Raw genomic sequence first — 18404 nt, 5'->3', positions numbered from 1 at the left:
TCTAAAATCATGACTCACACGTTATAGTGGTACCATCTCCAGATAAAACACACCCGCAAAAATGCGGGTGTGTTTCTTCAAGGGGAAGGCGTTGGGTTAACCTTCAATACCGCGTGATTTCAGGAACTCCGAATACGTACCTTTGAAATCCGTGATCTTGCCATCACGGATTTCGAGAATCCGGGTCGCCAGAGAATCAACAAACACACGGTCATGTGACACAAAGAACAGCGTTCCCTTGTAGTGCTCAAGGGCGGTGTTCAGCGCCTCGATCGATTCCATGTCCATGTGGTTAGTGGGTTCATCCATCAGCAAGATATTGGGTTTGTGCATCATGATCTTGCCAAGCAACATACGTCCTTGCTCACCACCGGAAAGTACTTTCACTGATTTCTTGATATCGTCTTGAGAAAACAGCATACGACCAAGGAAACCACGCACGGTTTGCTCATCATCACCTTCCTGTTGCCACTGGCTCATCCACGCCATCAGGTTCATGTCTTGTTTAAAGTCAGCCGCATGATCCTGCGCATAGTAACCAATGTTGGCATTTTCAGACCACTTGTAGAAACCGGTACGCGGCGCCATTACACCTGCGAGGGTATTCAGCAAGGTGGTTTTACCCACGCCGTTTTCACCAATGATTGCTACACGTTCACCAACTTCAAAAATACCACTGAAGTTGGAAAATAAATCGTGGTCAAAACCCTGACTCAGGTTTTCAATTTCAAGCGCATTGCGGAACAGCTCTTTCGACTGCTCAAAGCGTATGAAAGGACTCTGGCGGCTTGATGCCTTCACTTCATTCAGCTGAATTTTTTCGATTTGCTTGGCACGTGAGGTCGCCTGCTTCGCTTTTGATGCGTTTGCCGAGAAACGCGCCACAAAGGTTTGCAGCTCAGCAATCTGAGCTTTCTTCTTCGCATTGTCTGCCAGCAGACGTTCACGGGCCTGTGTCGCTGCTATCATGTACTCATCATAGTTGCCCGGATAAACACGCAGTTCTCCGTAATCCAAATCCGCCATGTGGGTACAAACTGAGTTCAGGAAATGACGGTCATGCGAAATGATGATCATGGTGCAGTTGCGTTCGTTCAGCGTATCTTCCAGCCAGCGAATGGTATCGATATCCAGGTTGTTCGTTGGTTCGTCAAGCAGCATGATATCGGGATCGGCAAACAGCACCTGTGCCAAAAGAACACGCAGTTTCCAGCCCGGTGCCACCGCGCTCATCAGGCCATAATGCTGCTCAACGGGAATGCCCACCCCCAACAGCAATTCACCGGCCTTGGCTTCAGCCATGTAACCGTCCATTTCAGCAAACTGAACTTCAAGGTCAGCGACACGCATCCCGTCTTCTTCGCTCATTTCCGGAAGTGCATAGATGCGATCACGCTCTTGCTTCACCGCCCACAGTTCTTTGTGGCCCATGATAACCGTGTCAATCACCGTGAAGTTTTCATACGCGAACTGATCCTGGTTCAGCTTGGCGACGCGCTCATTTGGGTCCACGCTGACATTACCACTGGTCGGTTCCAATTCACGGCTCAGTATCTTCATAAACGTCGATTTACCACAGCCGTTTGCGCCGATAAGGCCGTAGCGGTTGCCTTCTCCGAACTTGACGGAAATGTTTTCGAAAAGTGGCTTGGCGCCAAATTGCTGGGTGATATTAGCAGTACTAAGCAAGGTATTAATCCTGAACAGAGAATGGGAAAACGCGGCAAGGGTACAGAGTTCGTTCCACTACTTCAAGCAAACAGCAGAACAAGTCACATTCCAGTTGTTACCTCTTCTTGTATTTATGCAAAAATTTGCACAGCGTCTCAGGCTCTTACATTGCCTGTCATTCGTCCTCTCATTCTCTATTTCCAAACTACACTTACTGGGTGACCTTATCTCACTTTATGAGCATCCGAACCCATAATAAGAACGCACATGAGAGCTGTATGACTAACAAGATAAAAAGGGCCATTGCATACCACACCAGTGTCTACACATTGATTCTGATAGTGAGCGTACTCATTACCCTGTTTATAGCCTCTATTTCACCGTCGAATGCATCAGTCGAAGCGGGCGCCAAGCGGGTTTTGTATATCAATGCCTTTCACCGGGGTTATGGATGGAGCGATGAAATTGAAAGTGGCTTGCGCGATACCTTTGATGCGTCCGGCACAAAGATTGATTTATCTGTGGTCTATCTTGATACCCTGCGCTATCAAGGCGCTTCGGTCAGCGAAAAAGTGGCCGGGTTGCTTGCGGCGAAAAATATCTCAGCCTCCACCGATCTTGTCATTGCCTCTGACAATGCCGCGGTTGATTTCGCGCTTCAACATCAATCCGTACTGTTTCCCAACCAGCCCTTGCTCTACACCGCCGTAAAGGACTACTCCCCTGGGAAATTGCAGGCTACAGGCAATACGACCGGTATTTCTGAATACATCGACTACAAAGATGCCGTCGATCTTGCCTTGTTATTACATCCGCAGGCAAGTTCTGTCGTTTTTGTTGGTACCAACACCGAAGGGCATAACCAACGTGTTGTCGATATTGTTAGAAATCAGGTTCTACCTGCTTATGTAGGAGTGATAGATACTGAGATCTTTGTCAATCTATCGATTGATACACTGGATGATGAGCTCAGCCAGTTCCCAGCCAATACGTTGGTTTTCCTGCTAAGTAATACCCTTCCGAAAGCAGACGGCACGCAATACAGTCCAGCAGAAACTGCCCGGTTACTGTCTTCCATCACGCCTTTCCCACTCTACACCTACTGGCATTCACACATAGGGCACGGTGCCGTTGGCGGTCAAATTGTCACCGGTTACAGCCAGGGAAAAGCGGCTGCACAACTGGCGTTAGAAGTGCTGGACAAAGGCATCAATGCTTCGTTACCTGACGCCCAGTCTGCACCTTCTTCGTTGTTTTTTGATTTAGAGGCTCTAGACAAACACAATATTGATCGCAACGCCCTTCCCGAAGGCACACGTTTTATCAATTACCGTCCCCCCATTTGGCAGGAATACAAAATAGAAGCGCTCACCACACTGGTGATCATCTTCGGACTCGCGTCACTGGTACTGGCATTTGTACTGCTGACAAAGCGCCAGAGTGACACCATTCACCAGATAAGCGATGAAAAAGAGGAGCTCACACATGCATTGGATCTCAATCAGGAAGCTCTGGAAGATGCTACCCATCAACTGGAAGAAATGAATCCGATTGATGACTTAACCGGCCTTATCAATTTGCGGTATTTCAATGACATGCTTGATAAAGAACTCCGCAGGGCCAGCCGCTACAAAACCCCGCTCAGTTTATTGTTGCTTTCAATTGATCATTTTGAGGAATATAAAGCAGCACAAGGGAATGAGAAAGCAAACAAAGCCTTGACTGATGTCAGTCAGGTGTTATCCAGTACCTGCCAGCGTTCTTCGGATGTGGTGGCACACCTGGTGGATGAAAAATTTGCCGTCATTCTTCCACATACAACGCAGGAAAATGCCCAGATTGTATGCCAGAAACTCCACGATGCCCTCAAAGTACAAAACGTGCCGTTTATGCTTTCACGAACTGGCTCACTCACTTTTAGTATTGGACTGTCTTCGCTTGATGCCAGTGATGAGCGCATCAACCCACAACATATGTTCAATACCAGTGAAATGATGCGCATCGAAGCAGAACGCAAAGGCGGTAACAGTACCCGATTCGACGTGATAGCCACCCAGCCCTTATCCAGCCAAGGCTGAGCGCTTCACACCCCAATAACGCCACTCATCTATCATTCGGTTCATTCGTCGCATACTGGTTTCATCATGAAAAAAATGCGTTATTGTGGCTCCGTTGGTTGTTTTTCCAAATGAAACGGAAAAGCCACTGTGCATCCGAAATACCTTATCGAACGGCGCGCATGAATTATGCTGCGCCTCTTTTTTATATCCACAAAGGCGCTACAAGCACTGGGGCATCAAAATCTCGAGTGCCTTCACCAAATCAAGGCAGGTTAGGTATTTCAAGACAAAACAAGAAAAACTAACATCCAATTAGTTAGAAAAGATAAAGCACAATGAACCCTACAAACCATTATCTTGATCGTACTCGAATAATCATCGTCGTCGGAATTTGTTCTGTCATTGCCTATATTACCTCCTTCCTAATTGGCGGCGCCTACTACTACCACTTAGCGATTTCCATGGGTTATGGCATCACATTCCATTTTCTCCATCTCTTTTCTTCCCAAAGCTTTCCCTCCTGGAGCAACCTGAAAAGAACTGCTATATCCATTTCTGTTGGCTCTATCTTAGGCACCATGAACATGCTGTTCTGGATTTACCAATACCGTGGATACCTTCGCACCGAGGTGCTGTTTCCTACGCTGATCTTCACGGTCTCCTTTGCGACATTCACAGCCTATTTCTTTATTACCCGCGAACGGGCAAGGCGTGCAGAAAACGATTTGAAAGACGTTCAAATTCGTCAGGCAGAACAAGAAAAGGCACTTATAAACAGCCAGTTACGCAGCCTGCAAGGACAAATGGAACCCCATTTTCTATTCAACACGCTGGCGAGTATCCAAGTACTGATTGATATTGATCCATCTAAAGCCAAAGCGTTACTGGAAAAGATCACCGACTTGCTCAGAGCCAGCCTTAAGCAACAGAGAAAAGAGACCATTTCTCTTCACGACGAGTTAAAGCTGCTCGACAGTTACCTTTCTATCCAACAAATACGCCTCTCTGATCGCATGGGGTTTGATATTAACGTAGACCCTTCCCTTTCAAAACAAACCCGAATCCCGCCTTTTCTTATTCAACCGGCAGTAGAAAACGCCGTCGTCCACGGTATTGAGCCTTCAGTGAAAGGCGGTTATATCCACGTTAACTTCACCAAGCAGGAAAATACGATCACGGTAGAAGTGTCTGATAACGGCATCGGCTTCAACGAAAATTCTAAGGGAAATGGCGTTAGCATGAAGAACGTCAGGGAGCGCTTATCCGCACTATACGGAGAAAAAGGCCAACTTACACTCACCCCCCATCATAGCGGGGGATTCACGACAAGGATTTCATTTCAATGCGAGCCATAATAGCTGATGACGAACCTATTCTCAGACATCATTTAAGCCGCCTGCTAGGTGCAGTATCTTCAGACATTGACGTTGTAGGCTGTGCGAAAGACGGCCTGGAGGCCATTGAGCTGGCCAAAACATTACAACCTGATATCGTTTTTTTGGATATTCGAATGCCTGGGCTGGATGGAATGGAAGTCGCTGACGCCGTCAACGGTCTCAGCAAACCGCCTCGCATCGTGTTTGTCACCGCGTATGATCACTATGCTATTGAAGCGTTTGAACATGGTGCGATCGACTATCTCATCAAGCCTATCGATGAAAAACGCCTGACTAAAACCTGCAACCGTCTTAAAACCCGAACAAAACCAACACTGAACCCTGATGAGCTGAGCCAAATCCTGACAGAAGCGAAGGAGAAGCAGAAAACGCTCTTAACGTGGCTGAAGGCAGCAAAAGGTGATGACATTCATCTCATCCATGTCGATGATGTTGAGTATTTCAAAGCCGAAGACAAATACGTCACCGTGTGTACCAAAGACGCTGAGTACATTATCCGGACACCACTTAGAAACCTGTCACAGATGCTTTGCCAAGAAACATTCTGGCAGATCCATCGTTCAGTGATCGTTAAAGTCTCTGCGATTAACAGAGTGTTCAAAGACATAACGGGAAGAATGGTGGTGGAAGTAACATCAAAGCGCAGCCAGCTCCCTGTCAGCCGCAGTGCAAATGCGCTTTTCAAACAGATGTAACCCAAAAAACATTTCAGTCTTTCGGTGGTGTCATCGTCACTTTATATCAACCAACGGCTATTCATCAGTGAAAACGGCCGTTGGTCTCATCACGCTTCAACTTCCCACAAACTGGTTTACGTTAGCACTTCAAGGATAAAAAATGCTGGAGATGCAATGCCACTCAAGGACAAATGGTTGTACCGCATTTTACTGTGTGGGCTAGTCGCTTTTGCAATAGACACACCAACCTGGTTGGCAAAGGTCAACGCAACCACAATGGCTCGGACGCTACAGGATACCTTTCTGGATGCAACCGCCGGTGATAACGATGCCAACGATCATGTGCTTGATGCTGTCGAAAGCCTGCTTATTCAATATCCCGGAGACCCTCTGCTCACGGCCTATTACGGCAGTTGTATGTCGATAAAAGCAAGAGATGCCTGGCTACCCTGGAATCAAGAAAAGTTCTCCAGGATGGGCATCAACTCGCTAAATACATCACTCAGTCAACTCTCAGACGAGTCGTTTAACAAACCCTATTATGGGCTCAATGAAGGACTCTATGTACAGTCTCTTGCTGCCATTTCCTTCACTAATATGCCCGATTCACTTGAACAGCAAGAGCGGGGATTTAACATGTTGAAAAGCATGATGACATCGAATGAGCTGGGGTATTACCCCTTCGGTCCCCGCGCTTGGATTCATATCGGTGCCGTGAAGGCGGCCATTAATATGAACAATCAGGATATGGCTCAAAAATGGGCTGACGAAATGCGTAAATTGGCTCCGACACATCCCTATACTTATGAGGCACATGCGCTACTTGGCCATGACCTCTCCTAAGATCTTATTGCCTGAAAATACGGAGAATATGCTGTCACTCACACTCTTCAATTTACTGCCAATAGCAACCAATAAAGCAACTTTTTGCTGATAGCGTGGGTCTATAACATCAGTATCCCCAAACTTGAGGCATTAACGATGTCCGCTCGCTTTCTCTCCCTGCTCTTTGTTGCCATTCTCTCTGGATGTGCCCAAAGTGTGTATACCGATTTTGATCAACAGTTCCCTTATCAGGACATTGAGACGTATAACATTGCAGCCAATGTTAATACGTCTCCGATTTCGCTCGACGGCAGTCGCATTGAACGCGCACTGCAAAATGAAATGCGTGCCAAAGGGTTATCAGAAACAGAGGAGTCACCCGATGTCTCCCTGCGTTATTTTATTGAACCAAAAACAGAAAGCATCGCCTATGGTCCTACTTTCAGCATTGGGTATGGCTCACGACGATTTGGCACCCTCTACAATACTCCCATCAGGATAGATCAACGCGATTATGGACAATTGGTAGTAGAAATGGTGGATATGATATCCAATCACGTTGTTTGGCGCGCAGTCTCCAACCGCAAATTAACAGACAGCATGACCCCAGCAAGCAAAAACGCATTCATTAATCAACAGGTTCACGCGATGTTTGAACATTTTCCGCCAAGCAGTGTGCCTGAATAACCACAGCGTTATATACCCAAGCAACCTCGTCATAACCACCAGAAATTCGCAAAGAATTAGGTGAGTTTCACTATTGCACCAGTCAGATATAGTGTTTAGTGTGGTATACCCAAACAACCTGAATGTTCTGAATGTCAGGTTGTTTAGACCTTTATCAAAACTACCTCAGGGTGCTGGGTTTCAGATGACTGGATACATAGGGATCCCATGGACCATACTGCTGATGGAAGGTATCAAAAAACAATCAGGATATCGTTGTGCAACAACTAGAGTTTCTTATCTCCTTCTTTACGGAAAATAAATTTCTCCTCACCCTGGTGGTGATTGTCATTTTCGTGCTGATTCGAAGATTGCTGATCAACTTTATTTGGGGAGACACCAATTTTCTTAGCGAAGACCAACGAAAATGGATTTCCCGCACCAAAAATGGCTCTTTTACTTTGCTTTTGTTGATCATGTTCATGATATGGCGTTCAGAGATCAACGAATTTGCCCTGTCACTGACAGCAATAGCGGTCGCGGTGGTAGTTGCGTCAAAAGAAATCATTCTCTGCTTTACCGGTTCTATCCAGCGCGCCAGTTCCCGCTCTTTCCAGATTGGTGAATGGATTGAAGTCGGCACGCTGTGCGGTGAAGTGATTGAACACAACCTGATGGCGACTAAAATCCAGGAAATTGACTTACACCACGGTACCTACAACTACACAGGAAAAACCGTCACCTTCCCCAACAGCTTGTTTTTCACCACACCAGTGAAGAACCTGAACTTTATGAAACGCTATGTTTATCATGAATTTACAATCACCGTAAAAGAGACGGCTAATCTTTACCCCTTGGTACCCAGTCTCCTGGCAAGAATTGATGACCATTGCGAAGACTTCTATGAAGTGGCAACCCGGTATAACCATGTCATCGAACGTCATGCCGGTGTCGATCTCCCTGGTGCAGACCCACATATCCATGTCACGTCAAGCGACCTTGGCGATCCACAGGTGAATATCCGCATTTTCTGCCCGACCGAGCGCGCAACCGAACTGGAGCAACTTATCCGTGAGGACTTTATGACCATGTATTGTGAGCGCGTCCTGAAACAGCCTCCGGTCAATTTTGTTGAAGACCTGCTCACAGATCCCGACTCAAGCGCCCTGCATTGCTGAACCTGTTTATTCTTTCCCCTCAGCCTGTCTGTTTTTGAAGACAGGCTCTTATATCTCCCGTCCAATATTCTAACTTTGTTAAATCTATCAGGTAAAAAAATCATCATTCCCCAGCATAAAAGTACTTTTACGCACCACATTCATTCCCTCTTACCTTTTTTTGATCTTTTATTGTTAAGCAGATGTTACCAAACATTCGGCGTACATCTTTTCAATAAGAGGACGAAATAATGCTATCAAAAAGGAAAACGCTAACGATTTTTGCCGCTGCCTTTGCGGCACTTTCTGCATCCGCTTACGCCGCCACGGAGCTCACCATTGCAACGGTGAATAATGGCCACATGATTGAAATGCAGAAACTGAGTAAAGCGTTCGAAAAACAAAATCCTGATATCAAACTCAACTGGGTCACACTGGAAGAAGGTGTTCTTCGCCAACGTGTCACGACCGACATTGCAACCAAAGGCGGTCAGTTCGATGTGATGGCCATCGGCATGTACGAAACCCCTATCTGGGGCGAGAAAGGCTGGCTGAAAGAAATCCAAACTGACGCAGCCTATGATGCCGTCGCAGGGATTAGCCAAACCGTTGGCTTTCACAACCTTGCCAACTTCTCACGCCAATTCCGCCGTATTAAAGGGTTAAGTCCACTTGCTTACCGCAAAAAACACGCACCCCAAATAGGAATAAATTAAGTGAAACAGGGTTGTTTACACCTGACATGATTCATTTAACAGCAAATACTTATTCATTGGCGATCAGCCACTTTCTCAGCAGGTTGGCGAGTTGCATCTGTTCCTCCTGCGTAAAGGGAAACAGGATCTGTCGTTCGTTTTCAAAATGTTGCTCTACTGCTCGGTTAATCAACGCATTACCTTCATCCGTCAGCGAGACCAAACAACTTCTTCTGTCTGTCTCACTGGCTTGCCTGACGACCAGGCCACGCTTGACCAATCCATCCACGCGCGTACTCATTGCGCCGGATGAAAGCATCAGTGTTTGATAAAGCTCCGTTGGAGTAACAGGCCCTCCCGCCCGGCGCAGCGATGCAAGAATATCGAATTCAATGCTACTGAGGCCGTGTTGTTTAAACACGTCATCAAGCTTTGGTGTCATCAACTGCTTCATTCGACTAAGACGGCCAATCACCCCCATCGGCGAGCAGTCTAAATCCGGCCGTTGTTCTGCCCACTGCGCAAGAATTGCGTCAACATGATCAGTTTTCATCCTGTCTTTTTGCTCATCATTGTATTTATCTTTTGTAAAAGATACTTGATCTGATGGGTCAAAGCGAATAGTTTATCTTTTGTAAAAGATACTTTTCACAAAAACAACTGGAGACATGCGTGGCAAATTACCTGTTAGCAGCCCTTGTTCCACTTTTATGGGGGAGCACTTACGCAGCCGTCAGCCTGTTCCTCCACGACATGTCCCCATTTTGGGTCGCTGTCTGGCGCGCGCTGCCCGCTGGCTTGCTGCTTTTGCTATTAAAACCAGGAAAACCGCCCCTACCTTGGTTCAGAATGTCACTGCTGAGCGTCTTTAATATTGGGGCTTTTTTTCCGTTGCTGTTTATCGCTGCCTATCGCTTACCCGGTTCAGTGGCAGGCACTCTAGGCGCAACACTTCCTCTGATGCTGATGTTCATACAGTGGTTGATTGAAGGCAAAAAGCCTGAGTGGAAAATGTTGCTGCTGGCTATCGTCGGCTTCTCCGGCATTGTTCTGATCCTGAATCCAAGCGCAGATATTGACCCTATCGGTGCGGGGGCTGCACTAACAGCAACGGCACTGGTTGCACGCTCTTCGCTATGGCTGAAAGACTGGCCGGTGACTGATATTTTTCGTCTTACTGCCTGGCAACTGACGCTGGGGGGGCTGCTGTTGGTACCGCTTGCTTTGCTGGTAGAAGGAGCCCCAAAAGCCATCACAATAGCCGAGCTGCCTGGTCTTATCTGGATATCCCTGTTGAACAGCTCGTTTGCCTACTGGGCATTTTCCCGTTCCATTAAGAAAATCGGTGCCGACAGCATGGCAATGATCAGCATGCTCAATCCCTTAGCCGCTGTGGCCCTTGGGATATTTCTGGTCGGAGAAATTCTGGGGCCGCTCCAGTGGATGGGTATCGCACTGGTGGTAACCAGCCTATTACTGATGGTGCACAGCAAGCAAAAGACGCAAAAACCCTGCGAACCTGCTCGCACATATTCTCCAAAAGCCATTCAGAAATCCGTACGCACGTCTAAGTTTAGAGACAGGTACTGAACCGAATATTCCCTCTGCCCGACGTTTGTATGAGCGGTTTGGCTTTGAAACACGCGTCCTCTTCGGTAACGACACTGATGATCCCTACAGTGTTTTCTATCCTGGGGGACTACATCGGTTCAGTCCAACCTTACCCCCGTCTCCCTCCGGGTAATACACAACGTTATGGACAACGTCGCTCAAAGATTATGAATACAAAAATTGACATTATTGATTACCACCCGCGCTACACAGACCAGACAGTTTCCATGTGGCGCACCAGTAAAGAAAGTGCCTTGGGGATACCCGAGTCCCATGATTTTGACCAACACCGTTATTATCTGAATCGCATACTGGCAGCAACCAATCATATTTACCTGGCCATCGAAAAACGCACAGAACGCGTGTTAGCAATGATTGCATTTGATGATCGCTTCATTAGCCAGCTTTATGTCGACCCAAACTACCAACACCAGGGGATCGGCAGTGCACTGGTTGATCTTGCTAAAGAAACGACCCGTCAGGATTTACACGTTTACACGTCCGAGATAAACCAAACAGCGCGCACATTCTGGCAAAAACACGGGTTTATAGAAAAAGAAGCGAGACAACACTGCCACGAAGAGGGGCTGCTGGATATTCTGTACGAATGGCAACGCAACATGTTGCTCTATGCCGCCAGCTGACTCTCTCACTAACATCAATCACATGATATTTCGTCTATTCCACCGTCAACGCCAATCGAATAACTTAATGGTTACAAGCAATAATTTGACTTGTCGCTGACTTCGCAAAGCTGTAACTTGCGCGCTCTTTTGGAGCGGTGCTGAGAAAGTTGCTGATATTGCGCACCGTCGGAGTTCACCCAAACCACCTGTAATATCAGGTCGTTTGGGTATAAACGATAGTCTTGATTATTCAATCGGTTCTTATAAATGTGAGCGGCACGATCCCACTGAGCAACTATCGTTTATTTGGGTTAACGTTAACGATTGATGCATGCACTCACTCCATCCGTACGAAATTCACTACCTGGGGCATTGACAGCGATGACTGACAAAAACACAGCTCGACCAGCAGTCGAGGACACGAACCAAGCGAATTTTAACGATAAACTGCTTGTGGGCTGGCGTGAATGGGTTGCCTTACCAGATATTGGTATCTCGGCGATTAAGGCAAAGGTAGACACTGGTGCTCGAACCTCATGCCTGCATACCTTTGGCATCAAAGAGTATGAAAAAGATAACGAGAAATGGGTGAAATTTATGATTCACCCTATTCAAGACGACAACGTGACCCAAAAAGAATGTCACGCAAAAGTCAAAGACATGCGTAAGGTAAGGGACTCTGGTGGCCATGAGACTTTACGGTATGTCATTGAAACAACATTGGTGATTGGTGATTTGTCATACCCGATTGAGATGACACTGACTAAGCGCGACACCATGGTATTTAGAATGTTGCTGGGTCGCACTGCAATGGAAAATAGACTGGTGGTTGATCCCGTGAAATCCTTCCTCGTTCAGGCGCCACAAGGTTAATAGTATGAAAATTGGCATTTTATCCCGAAACGAAAATCTCTATTCCACTCGTCGCCTGATCGAGGCATGTGAGGCACGCGGCCATGAGTACAAAATTATCGATGCCCTGCGCTGCTACATGAACATCAACTCTACCCAGCCATCTATCCACCTGATGGGTGAAGATCTGGTAGGTTTCGACGCCATCATTCCTCGTATCGGCGCGTCAGTCACTTTCTATGGCACTGCCGTTTTGCGCCAATTTGAAATGATGGGCGTCTACACCCTGAACGATTCTGTGGCCATTTCACGCTCACGTGACAAGTTACGCTCCCTCCAACTGTTATCTCGTAAGAATATTGGTATGCCAATCACAGGATTTGCGAGCAAACCGGGCGATATTAAAGACCTTCTGAACATGGTTGGGGGCACACCGGTCGTGATTAAATTGCTGGAAGGTACCCAAGGGATCGGCGTCGTACTGGCCGAAACCCGTAAAGCAGCAGAGAGTGTTATTGAAGCCTTTATGGGCCTGAAAGCCAACATCATGGTTCAGGAATACATCAAAGAAGCCGGGGGCGCAGACATTCGTTGTTTCGTTATCGGCGATAAAGTGATAGCGGCGATGAAACGCCAGGCGCTACCGGGTGAATTTCGGTCAAACCTGCACCGTGGCGGTAGTGCATCACTGGTACGTATTACGCCAGAGGAACGCAAAACAGCGGTTGCAGCAGCAAAGGCGATGGGTCTTCATGTGGCCGGTGTTGATTTGCTGCGTTCCGAGCGTGGACCACTGGTAATGGAAGTGAATTCTTCACCGGGTCTTGAAGGGATCGAGACTGCTACCGGTAAAGACGTAGCAGGCCTGATCATTGATCATATAGAGAAAATAGTCTCTTCTCCGAGGACAAGGACACGTGTCAAAAGCCAATAATAAAAACAGTGCCTTCGAAATTGGCGGGGTAACCATCCCGCCAGGTCAGCGTGCAAGCGTTGAATTTGAAGTTGCTAAACTTTACACACACTCTCCGCTGTCTGTGACAGCAGAGGTGGTTCATGGAAAGAAACCCGGTCCCGTATTGATGATAAACGCCGCCATTCATGGTGATGAGCTAAACGGCGTTGAAGTGGTTCGTCAAACCCTAGAACGTCTAAATCCTGCCACGTTGAAAGGCACTGTGATTGCAATCCCCGTGGTTAACGTATTCGGATTTATCCATAAATCCCGCTACCTCCCAGACCGTCGTGATCTGAACCGTTGCTTCCCGGGTTCTGAGCGCGGCTCTATTGCTGGCCGTATGGCGTTTCAAATCTTCGAGCAAATTGTTCGTCGTTGTACTCATATCATTGACTTGCACACGGCTGCCATCTATCGCACTAATTTGCCACAGATCCGTGCAAACCTGTCAAACGAGCAAACCTGCAACATGGCATTGGCATTCGGTACGCCAGTGGTTATTGATGCTGCGTTGCGTGAAGGCTCTTTACGTTCTGAAGCAGAGAAAATTGGCATTCCGGTGCTAACGTATGAAGCTGGGGAAGCACTGCGCTTCGAACCGTATGCCATCACTGCCGGTGTTAAAGGCGTGAAACGCGTCATGCAGTACCTTGGCATGATCCGCAAAACCAGCAAGAAAACTAACGTTGAGCCTGTTATCGCCCGTGCAACCCGCTGGGTGCGTGCAGAAGCGGATGGTATTTTGCGTTCACACGTTTCGCTGGGCCAACGGGTCAGTAAAGGGCAATCCCTGGCATCAATCAGCAGCCCAGTCGGCAGCGAAGAGATCCAGATTTATGCACCGCAAGGCGGGATCATCATTGGTCAACAAACCCTGCCGCTGGTGAACGAGGGCGATGCTATCTACCATATCGCATTCTTCGAAGAGCCAGACAAACTGGTCGAGCAGCAGGTTGAAACCTATCTTGATGAAGTTGTTGACGATGCCAACAACGAAATCAAATGGGGCATCGGCGTAGCGTAAACCGCTATGGTATCAACGGAAGTGGTATTCTGGAGCAATCAATGAAACCCGCGGGAGGAGTGAGGCGCCAAAGCGCTGTCGGAATGCCGTCTTCATCTCGCTGGTTTCATCCACAACTTCCAGCGCAACTATCTGGTCAAACTCATCAACGTAAAGCCGGATGTTGCCGATATAGACTGCCCTGTCGTCCGCACGTACCAGAAATATCAAGGGTTCAGGAAGTGGCATGGAAAGGTAAGTGAATGTGTCACCTTCATCTGAGCGCCGTTTCAGTGTGGTTAATCGCATCGTTTTTCTGGGGACTGCAAAATAAAAGGTCTCTCCCCACTTAGCCAACAAACCGATGGGTTCACCATCACTCTTCGCACTTCCGGAAAGCCAGAGAAGGATCCGTTCGCCGCTGAACGGTGTAAACATATCCGTTTCCTGCTTTAAATCCGCCGCAACAACAGCCGGTAGTTTGGACATCTTACCGACCACCATCACTTCACCATCTTTGATCTGAGATAAATCACTTAACGTAACCGATCGGGTGTTGTCCGATGCACACCCAGAAAAGACAATAAGGCCAACGGCCAGCAGTAGCGCACGGTAAATAGCCAGAGCAAGAACTGGAGGATGGCAGGATTGGTGATAAAAACAGGGTAAGAACGTCATAATCCAACTCTAGTATAGGCTGGGCAATTTGCTGCTCTGGATGTGAGATGAAATGCGTCGCTGGGTGCTGCGGTCAATTAGTTTACTGACTGGCGGCTGTTGCGCCGTTTACGTTTCCTTTTAACAGGTCGAAGATGAAAAGTATGCTTAACTGGGATGTTGTCATAACCACTGCTAAAAAAAGCAATCCTGCCCCACCGCGACGGGTGGAAAAATCAGATGTCGATTGGCAGGCAAAATTAAGCCCGGAGCAGTTTTACGTAACACGGAAACACGGAACAGAACGTCCATTCAGTTCTGAAATGTGCGGGTTGTTTGAACCCGGCATTTACACCTGTGTCTGCTGCGGTGAGCGGTTGTTTAATGCCAACGAAAAATTTGATTCCGGCACTGGCTGGCCTTCGTTTACCGCGCCTTTGGAAGAAAATGTGGTGGCATACAACATGGACATTTCCCATGGGATGACACGTATAGAAGTCACCTGCAATGTCTGTGATGCACACCTTGGGCACGTCTTTCCCGATGGGCCCCCACCTACACGTCTGCGTTACTGCATCAATGCTATCGCGTTGGAAAAAGAAAAATAATCTGCACCTTGCATTAAGTTGAGCGTACTAAGTACAGCGGATACCGACACCGAAAAGCCCTGTGAAAGCAGACTGATATCGCTTACCATACGCCTTGATACCGATTCCAATGCAAGGCGTAACGTAATGAATGATGACGACATCCTGACCAGTGAAAACCTGATTGAGATCGTTGAAAACCAGTTGGCAGACAACAACCCGAAGAAAGTGAAAGAAACACTGATGCGCCTTCGCATGACAGGCTCAACCCAGGAAGAAGCCATGGAATATATCGCCTGCGCCCTGATGGTTGAAATCTATGATGTGGCGAAAGGTGGCGGGGAGTTTAACCTCAAGCGCTATGAAGAGCACCTGGACATGCTACCGGAAATGCCGTGGCAGGACGATCTGGAAGAGCAGTAATCAATTGCACTGATTCATCCACAAACTGACAGTACGTTGGTGTTGCTTAACCTAATCTTAAAAACAGTACCTCAACACTATTACGTCGATTCGGGACAGAAGCCAGTTAGACCTTATGCTCTAAAGCGTCCACTTCGGATAACTTTAGATTGGGGAAAACGAAGTAGACGACTTTGTTGTTCGAAAGCATTGACTGCGAATGCAGCCAAAAGAATGCTATTGCCTATTGACCGGAAAAGGGCTCATATGTGTTAGCTGTGTGCTGACAGCTTAAACTCTAAACCCGCTTTGACTGAGAGCCATTCAGTATTGATGATTGAGAACACAACAGTATCTCGATAACCACCATTTAGCATTTTCTGATGATTTCTAAGTATTCCGTCTTGCTTCGCTCCCAAACGGGCAATAGCTGCTCTTGAAGCTTGATTATGCCAACTTGTTCTTAGTTCAACTGCAATGGCATCGAGACTTTCAAAAGCGTGAGTTAGAAGAAGTAACTTACACTCTGTGTTACATGATGTTTTTTGATAGCTTTTGCTATACCAAGTGTAACCGATTTCTACCCTCTGATTTATTGAGTCTGCATTACAAAAACGAGTTGAGCCGATAACCTTACCGCTTGATTTAGAGATAACCACAAAAGGTAAAGATAACCCTTTGGCTTTATGGTTTAGCGCCGTGGAAATATAATCAGCAACACTTTCTGCACTTGGCACAGATGTGAACCATAATTTCCAAAGTTCACCATCACTTGCCGCTTCCACTAATGCATCTTTATGCTCCATAGTTAAGGGCACAAGTTTTACATTTTCAGCTTCTAACTCCACGTCTTTAAACCACATTTTACTCTCCATGTATGCCTGCCTTTAATGAATACAGCTAACGCCCGCTTAAGTGGTGAGCAACGCAATACCGATGCTACCACATACCACCTTAATCACTAAAATCAACGCATGGTAAAAATGCCACGCGTTGCGAATCCGTCTTAAAGCGTTTGATACTCATTGAGCCTTCTCCTCCAACTTAACCGTCCGGCTAAGCTGGAAGGCGACGAAACCAAACGGAGAAGACTCAATGAGATTCTATAACCAACAGCATGATTATTACTGCGGCATCGATCTGCATGCGCGCATTCTTTATGTCTGCATCCTCGATTCTGCGGGCAACAAGCTGCTTCACAAGAAAATCGATGCCAATCCTGACGCGCTTTTAGATGTTATCGCGCCTTACCAAGACCAGATTGTTGTCGGCGTCGAGTGCATGCATTGCTGGTATTGGGTCAGTGACCTATGCCTCGACTACGCCTTTGATTTTGTACTTGGTCACGCGCTTTACATGAAGGCGATTCACGGCGGGAAAACTAAAAACGACCGCATTGATTCCTATAAGATTGCTTCTCTTCTCAGGGGCGGTAACTTCCCACTTGCTTACGTCTACCCCAAAGCCATGCGTGCCACCCGTGACTTACTTCGCCGTCGAACCAAGATCATGCGTCACGGCGCAGACTTAAAAGCGCATGTTTCTAACACTTTCAGTCAATACAATCATCCATCGCCTAACCTTCAGCTGCGCTATCCGTATGCCCGAGAGGAAGTCCGCAACCGATTCGATAAACCTGCCATTAACCGCAACATTGATCTCGATTTGAACGTGATTGCCTTTTACACCAAAGAACTTGCGAGCGTTGAACACTTCATCGAACAGAACGCCAAACAACATAACCCGCAGGATTACCAACTGCTGCAAACCGTCCCTGGCATTGGCCGTATTCTGGCGCTGACCATTCTTTACGAAATCGGCAATATCCAACGCTTTCCGACCGTTCAGCAGTTCGCGTCTTATTCCCGTTTAATTAAATGCAAAGCTGAATCCGCGGGAAAGCAATATGGAACCTGCGGCAATAAGATCGGCAACGCACACCTTAAATGGGCCTTCTCCGAAGCTGCTGTCCTTTACCTTCGTGGCAATGAAAAAGCGAAGAAATACCTCACACGTTTACAAAAACGCATGAGCAAAGCCAAAGCCTTGTCTGCACTCGCCCACAAGCTGGGGCGCTGTGTTTACTTTATGTTGAGGAATAAAACCGTGTTTGATGAACAGAAGTTCTTACCTGAATAAGTCGCACAATGGGGTGAGCTGAACGTCTAACTGGTGCTGAGAAGGAGCACGTTGCTGACTGAGTTCACTGGGCATTAAGCCCTCATGGCCTGCTGTGCCAACGGTTGTCCAAGCCCCTTTGCTTTGATTAGCCGCCCCATTGTTGCGCCCCCAAACGAACAACAAAGTTGCTTACACCCAACCTGAGCCTGAAGATAACTGGAAAACCATTGTTTAGCCTTCTTTTTGAATAGTGCCAGCTTGGGTTAACCGAATAATGTCTAATGGCCCTGTCACACGACTGGCAGGCAGCGCTGAGACCGCAGTAAGAGACCTTCTATATGTGTTTGCCGTAAGCGACGACTTAACGGCGAAAGCGACAGAACGAAGTAGACAGATTTGTTGTTCGAGAGTATTGGCTGCTGGCGCAGCCAAAAGAATG

At 47.3% G+C, this 18404-nt stretch carries 20 protein-coding genes; 15 read left to right on the top strand and 5 right to left on the bottom strand.

What is annotated here, in order from left to right:
- Positions 1-96 precede the first annotated feature (96 nt).
- Positions 97-1689: an ABC-F family ATPase gene (locus VHA_RS04825; protein WP_005502367.1), complete on the bottom strand. Its 1593-nt coding sequence runs from the start codon at positions 1687-1689 to the stop codon at positions 97-99.
- 260 nt (positions 1690-1949) lie between these two features.
- On the opposite strand from VHA_RS04825, the gene VHA_RS04820 reads away from it, so the two are divergent.
- From VHA_RS04820 to VHA_RS04790, 7 genes are all read left to right on the top strand, one after another.
- On the top strand, positions 1950-3749 hold the full coding sequence (locus tag VHA_RS04820) for a diguanylate cyclase domain-containing protein (RefSeq protein WP_005502363.1): 1800 nt from the start codon (positions 1950-1952) through the stop codon (positions 3747-3749).
- Positions 3750-4066: 317 nt separating this feature from the next.
- Entirely contained in the window at positions 4067-5086 is a 1020-nt protein-coding gene (locus VHA_RS04815) for a sensor histidine kinase (RefSeq protein WP_005502361.1), read from the top strand.
- On the top strand, positions 5074-5823 hold the full coding sequence (locus VHA_RS04810; protein WP_040528245.1) for a LytR/AlgR family response regulator transcription factor: 750 nt from the start codon (positions 5074-5076) through the stop codon (positions 5821-5823). The genes VHA_RS04815 and VHA_RS04810 overlap by 13 nt, the downstream gene beginning before the upstream one ends.
- Positions 5824-5979: 156 nt before the next feature.
- Positions 5980-6648 carry a hypothetical protein gene (locus tag VHA_RS04805; protein WP_005502351.1) on the top strand — a complete coding sequence of 223 codons (669 nt, stop codon included), beginning with the start codon at positions 5980-5982 and terminating at the stop codon, positions 6646-6648.
- Positions 6649-6786: 138 nt separating this feature from the next.
- Positions 6787-7317: a DUF4136 domain-containing protein gene (locus tag VHA_RS04800; protein ID WP_005502350.1), complete on the top strand. Its 531-nt coding sequence runs from the start codon at positions 6787-6789 to the stop codon at positions 7315-7317.
- 257 nt (positions 7318-7574) lie between these two features.
- A complete protein-coding gene (locus tag VHA_RS04795) occupies positions 7575-8474 on the top strand; it encodes a mechanosensitive ion channel family protein (RefSeq protein WP_005502348.1) in 900 nt (299 codons plus the stop codon).
- 230 nt (positions 8475-8704) lie between these two features.
- Positions 8705-9169 (top strand): helix-turn-helix domain-containing protein, encoded by a 465-nt coding sequence (locus VHA_RS04790; protein WP_005502347.1) that lies wholly within the window; start codon positions 8705-8707, stop codon positions 9167-9169.
- A 49-nt stretch (positions 9170-9218) separates the two neighbouring features.
- On the opposite strand, the gene VHA_RS04785 is transcribed toward VHA_RS04790, so the two are convergent.
- Positions 9219-9701 (bottom strand): MarR family winged helix-turn-helix transcriptional regulator, encoded by a 483-nt coding sequence (locus tag VHA_RS04785; protein WP_005502345.1) that lies wholly within the window; start codon positions 9699-9701, stop codon positions 9219-9221.
- Between the two features lie 119 nt (positions 9702-9820).
- On the opposite strand from VHA_RS04785, the gene VHA_RS04780 reads away from it, so the two are divergent.
- The 5 genes from VHA_RS04780 to VHA_RS04760 all read left to right on the top strand — a co-directional run bounded on the left by VHA_RS04780 (position 9821) and on the right by VHA_RS04760 (position 14219).
- Complete coding sequence (locus VHA_RS04780) at positions 9821-10738, top strand: DMT family transporter (protein WP_081455992.1); 918 nt, start codon at positions 9821-9823, stop codon at positions 10736-10738.
- Between the two features lie 44 nt (positions 10739-10782).
- Positions 10783-11403: a GNAT family N-acetyltransferase gene (locus tag VHA_RS04775; protein WP_226926490.1), complete on the top strand. Its 621-nt coding sequence runs from the start codon at positions 10783-10785 to the stop codon at positions 11401-11403.
- Positions 11404-11766: 363 nt separating this feature from the next.
- The gene (locus VHA_RS04770) at positions 11767-12258 is read left to right on the top strand and encodes an ATP-dependent zinc protease family protein (RefSeq protein ID WP_040528244.1); all 492 of its coding nucleotides are present in this window, start codon (positions 11767-11769) and stop codon (positions 12256-12258) included.
- Positions 12259-12262: 4 nt separating this feature from the next.
- Positions 12263-13171 (top strand): 30S ribosomal protein S6--L-glutamate ligase, encoded by a 909-nt coding sequence (gene rimK, locus VHA_RS04765; protein ID WP_005502335.1) that lies wholly within the window; start codon positions 12263-12265, stop codon positions 13169-13171.
- Positions 13155-14219 (top strand): succinylglutamate desuccinylase/aspartoacylase family protein, encoded by a 1065-nt coding sequence (locus VHA_RS04760; protein WP_005502333.1) that lies wholly within the window; start codon positions 13155-13157, stop codon positions 14217-14219. Before rimK ends, VHA_RS04760 begins: the two co-directional genes overlap by 17 nt.
- A gap of 12 nt (positions 14220-14231) precedes the next feature.
- Here VHA_RS04760 and VHA_RS04755 read toward each other — a convergent pair whose 3' ends face one another.
- Positions 14232-14876, bottom strand: coding sequence for a hypothetical protein (locus VHA_RS04755; protein WP_104439892.1), 645 nt, complete (start codon positions 14874-14876; stop codon positions 14232-14234).
- Between the two features lie 143 nt (positions 14877-15019).
- Here VHA_RS04755 and msrB point away from each other — a divergent pair, with 143 nt between their 5' ends.
- Together msrB and VHA_RS04745 are read left to right on the top strand one after the other, a co-directional pair.
- A complete protein-coding gene (gene msrB / locus VHA_RS04750; RefSeq protein WP_040528243.1) occupies positions 15020-15463 on the top strand; it encodes a peptide-methionine (R)-S-oxide reductase MsrB in 444 nt (147 codons plus the stop codon).
- Between the two features lie 126 nt (positions 15464-15589).
- Complete coding sequence (locus VHA_RS04745; protein WP_005502326.1) at positions 15590-15865, top strand: hypothetical protein; 276 nt, start codon at positions 15590-15592, stop codon at positions 15863-15865.
- A gap of 251 nt (positions 15866-16116) precedes the next feature.
- Here the strand turns inward: VHA_RS04745 and VHA_RS04740 are convergent, their stop codons facing one another.
- Positions 16117-16707 carry a GNAT family N-acetyltransferase gene (locus VHA_RS04740; protein ID WP_040528242.1) on the bottom strand — a complete coding sequence of 197 codons (591 nt, stop codon included), beginning with the start codon at positions 16705-16707 and terminating at the stop codon, positions 16117-16119.
- Between the two features lie 232 nt (positions 16708-16939).
- Between VHA_RS04740 and VHA_RS04735 the strand changes: the two genes are divergently transcribed.
- On the top strand, positions 16940-17983 hold the full coding sequence (locus tag VHA_RS04735) for an IS110 family RNA-guided transposase (protein WP_005502324.1): 1044 nt from the start codon (positions 16940-16942) through the stop codon (positions 17981-17983).
- 213 nt (positions 17984-18196) lie between these two features.
- On the opposite strand, the gene VHA_RS19115 is transcribed toward VHA_RS04735, so the two are convergent.
- The coding region (locus VHA_RS19115; RefSeq protein ID WP_040528239.1) for a hypothetical protein at positions 18197-18404 on the bottom strand (208 nt) is incomplete at its 5' end.

The organism is Grimontia hollisae CIP 101886 (assembly GCF_000176515.1).
Taxonomy (GTDB): Bacteria; Pseudomonadota; Gammaproteobacteria; order Enterobacterales; family Vibrionaceae; genus Enterovibrio; species Enterovibrio hollisae.
The sequence above is the reverse complement of the archived record's forward strand: the minus strand, read 5'-3'. Positions and strand labels throughout refer to the sequence as shown.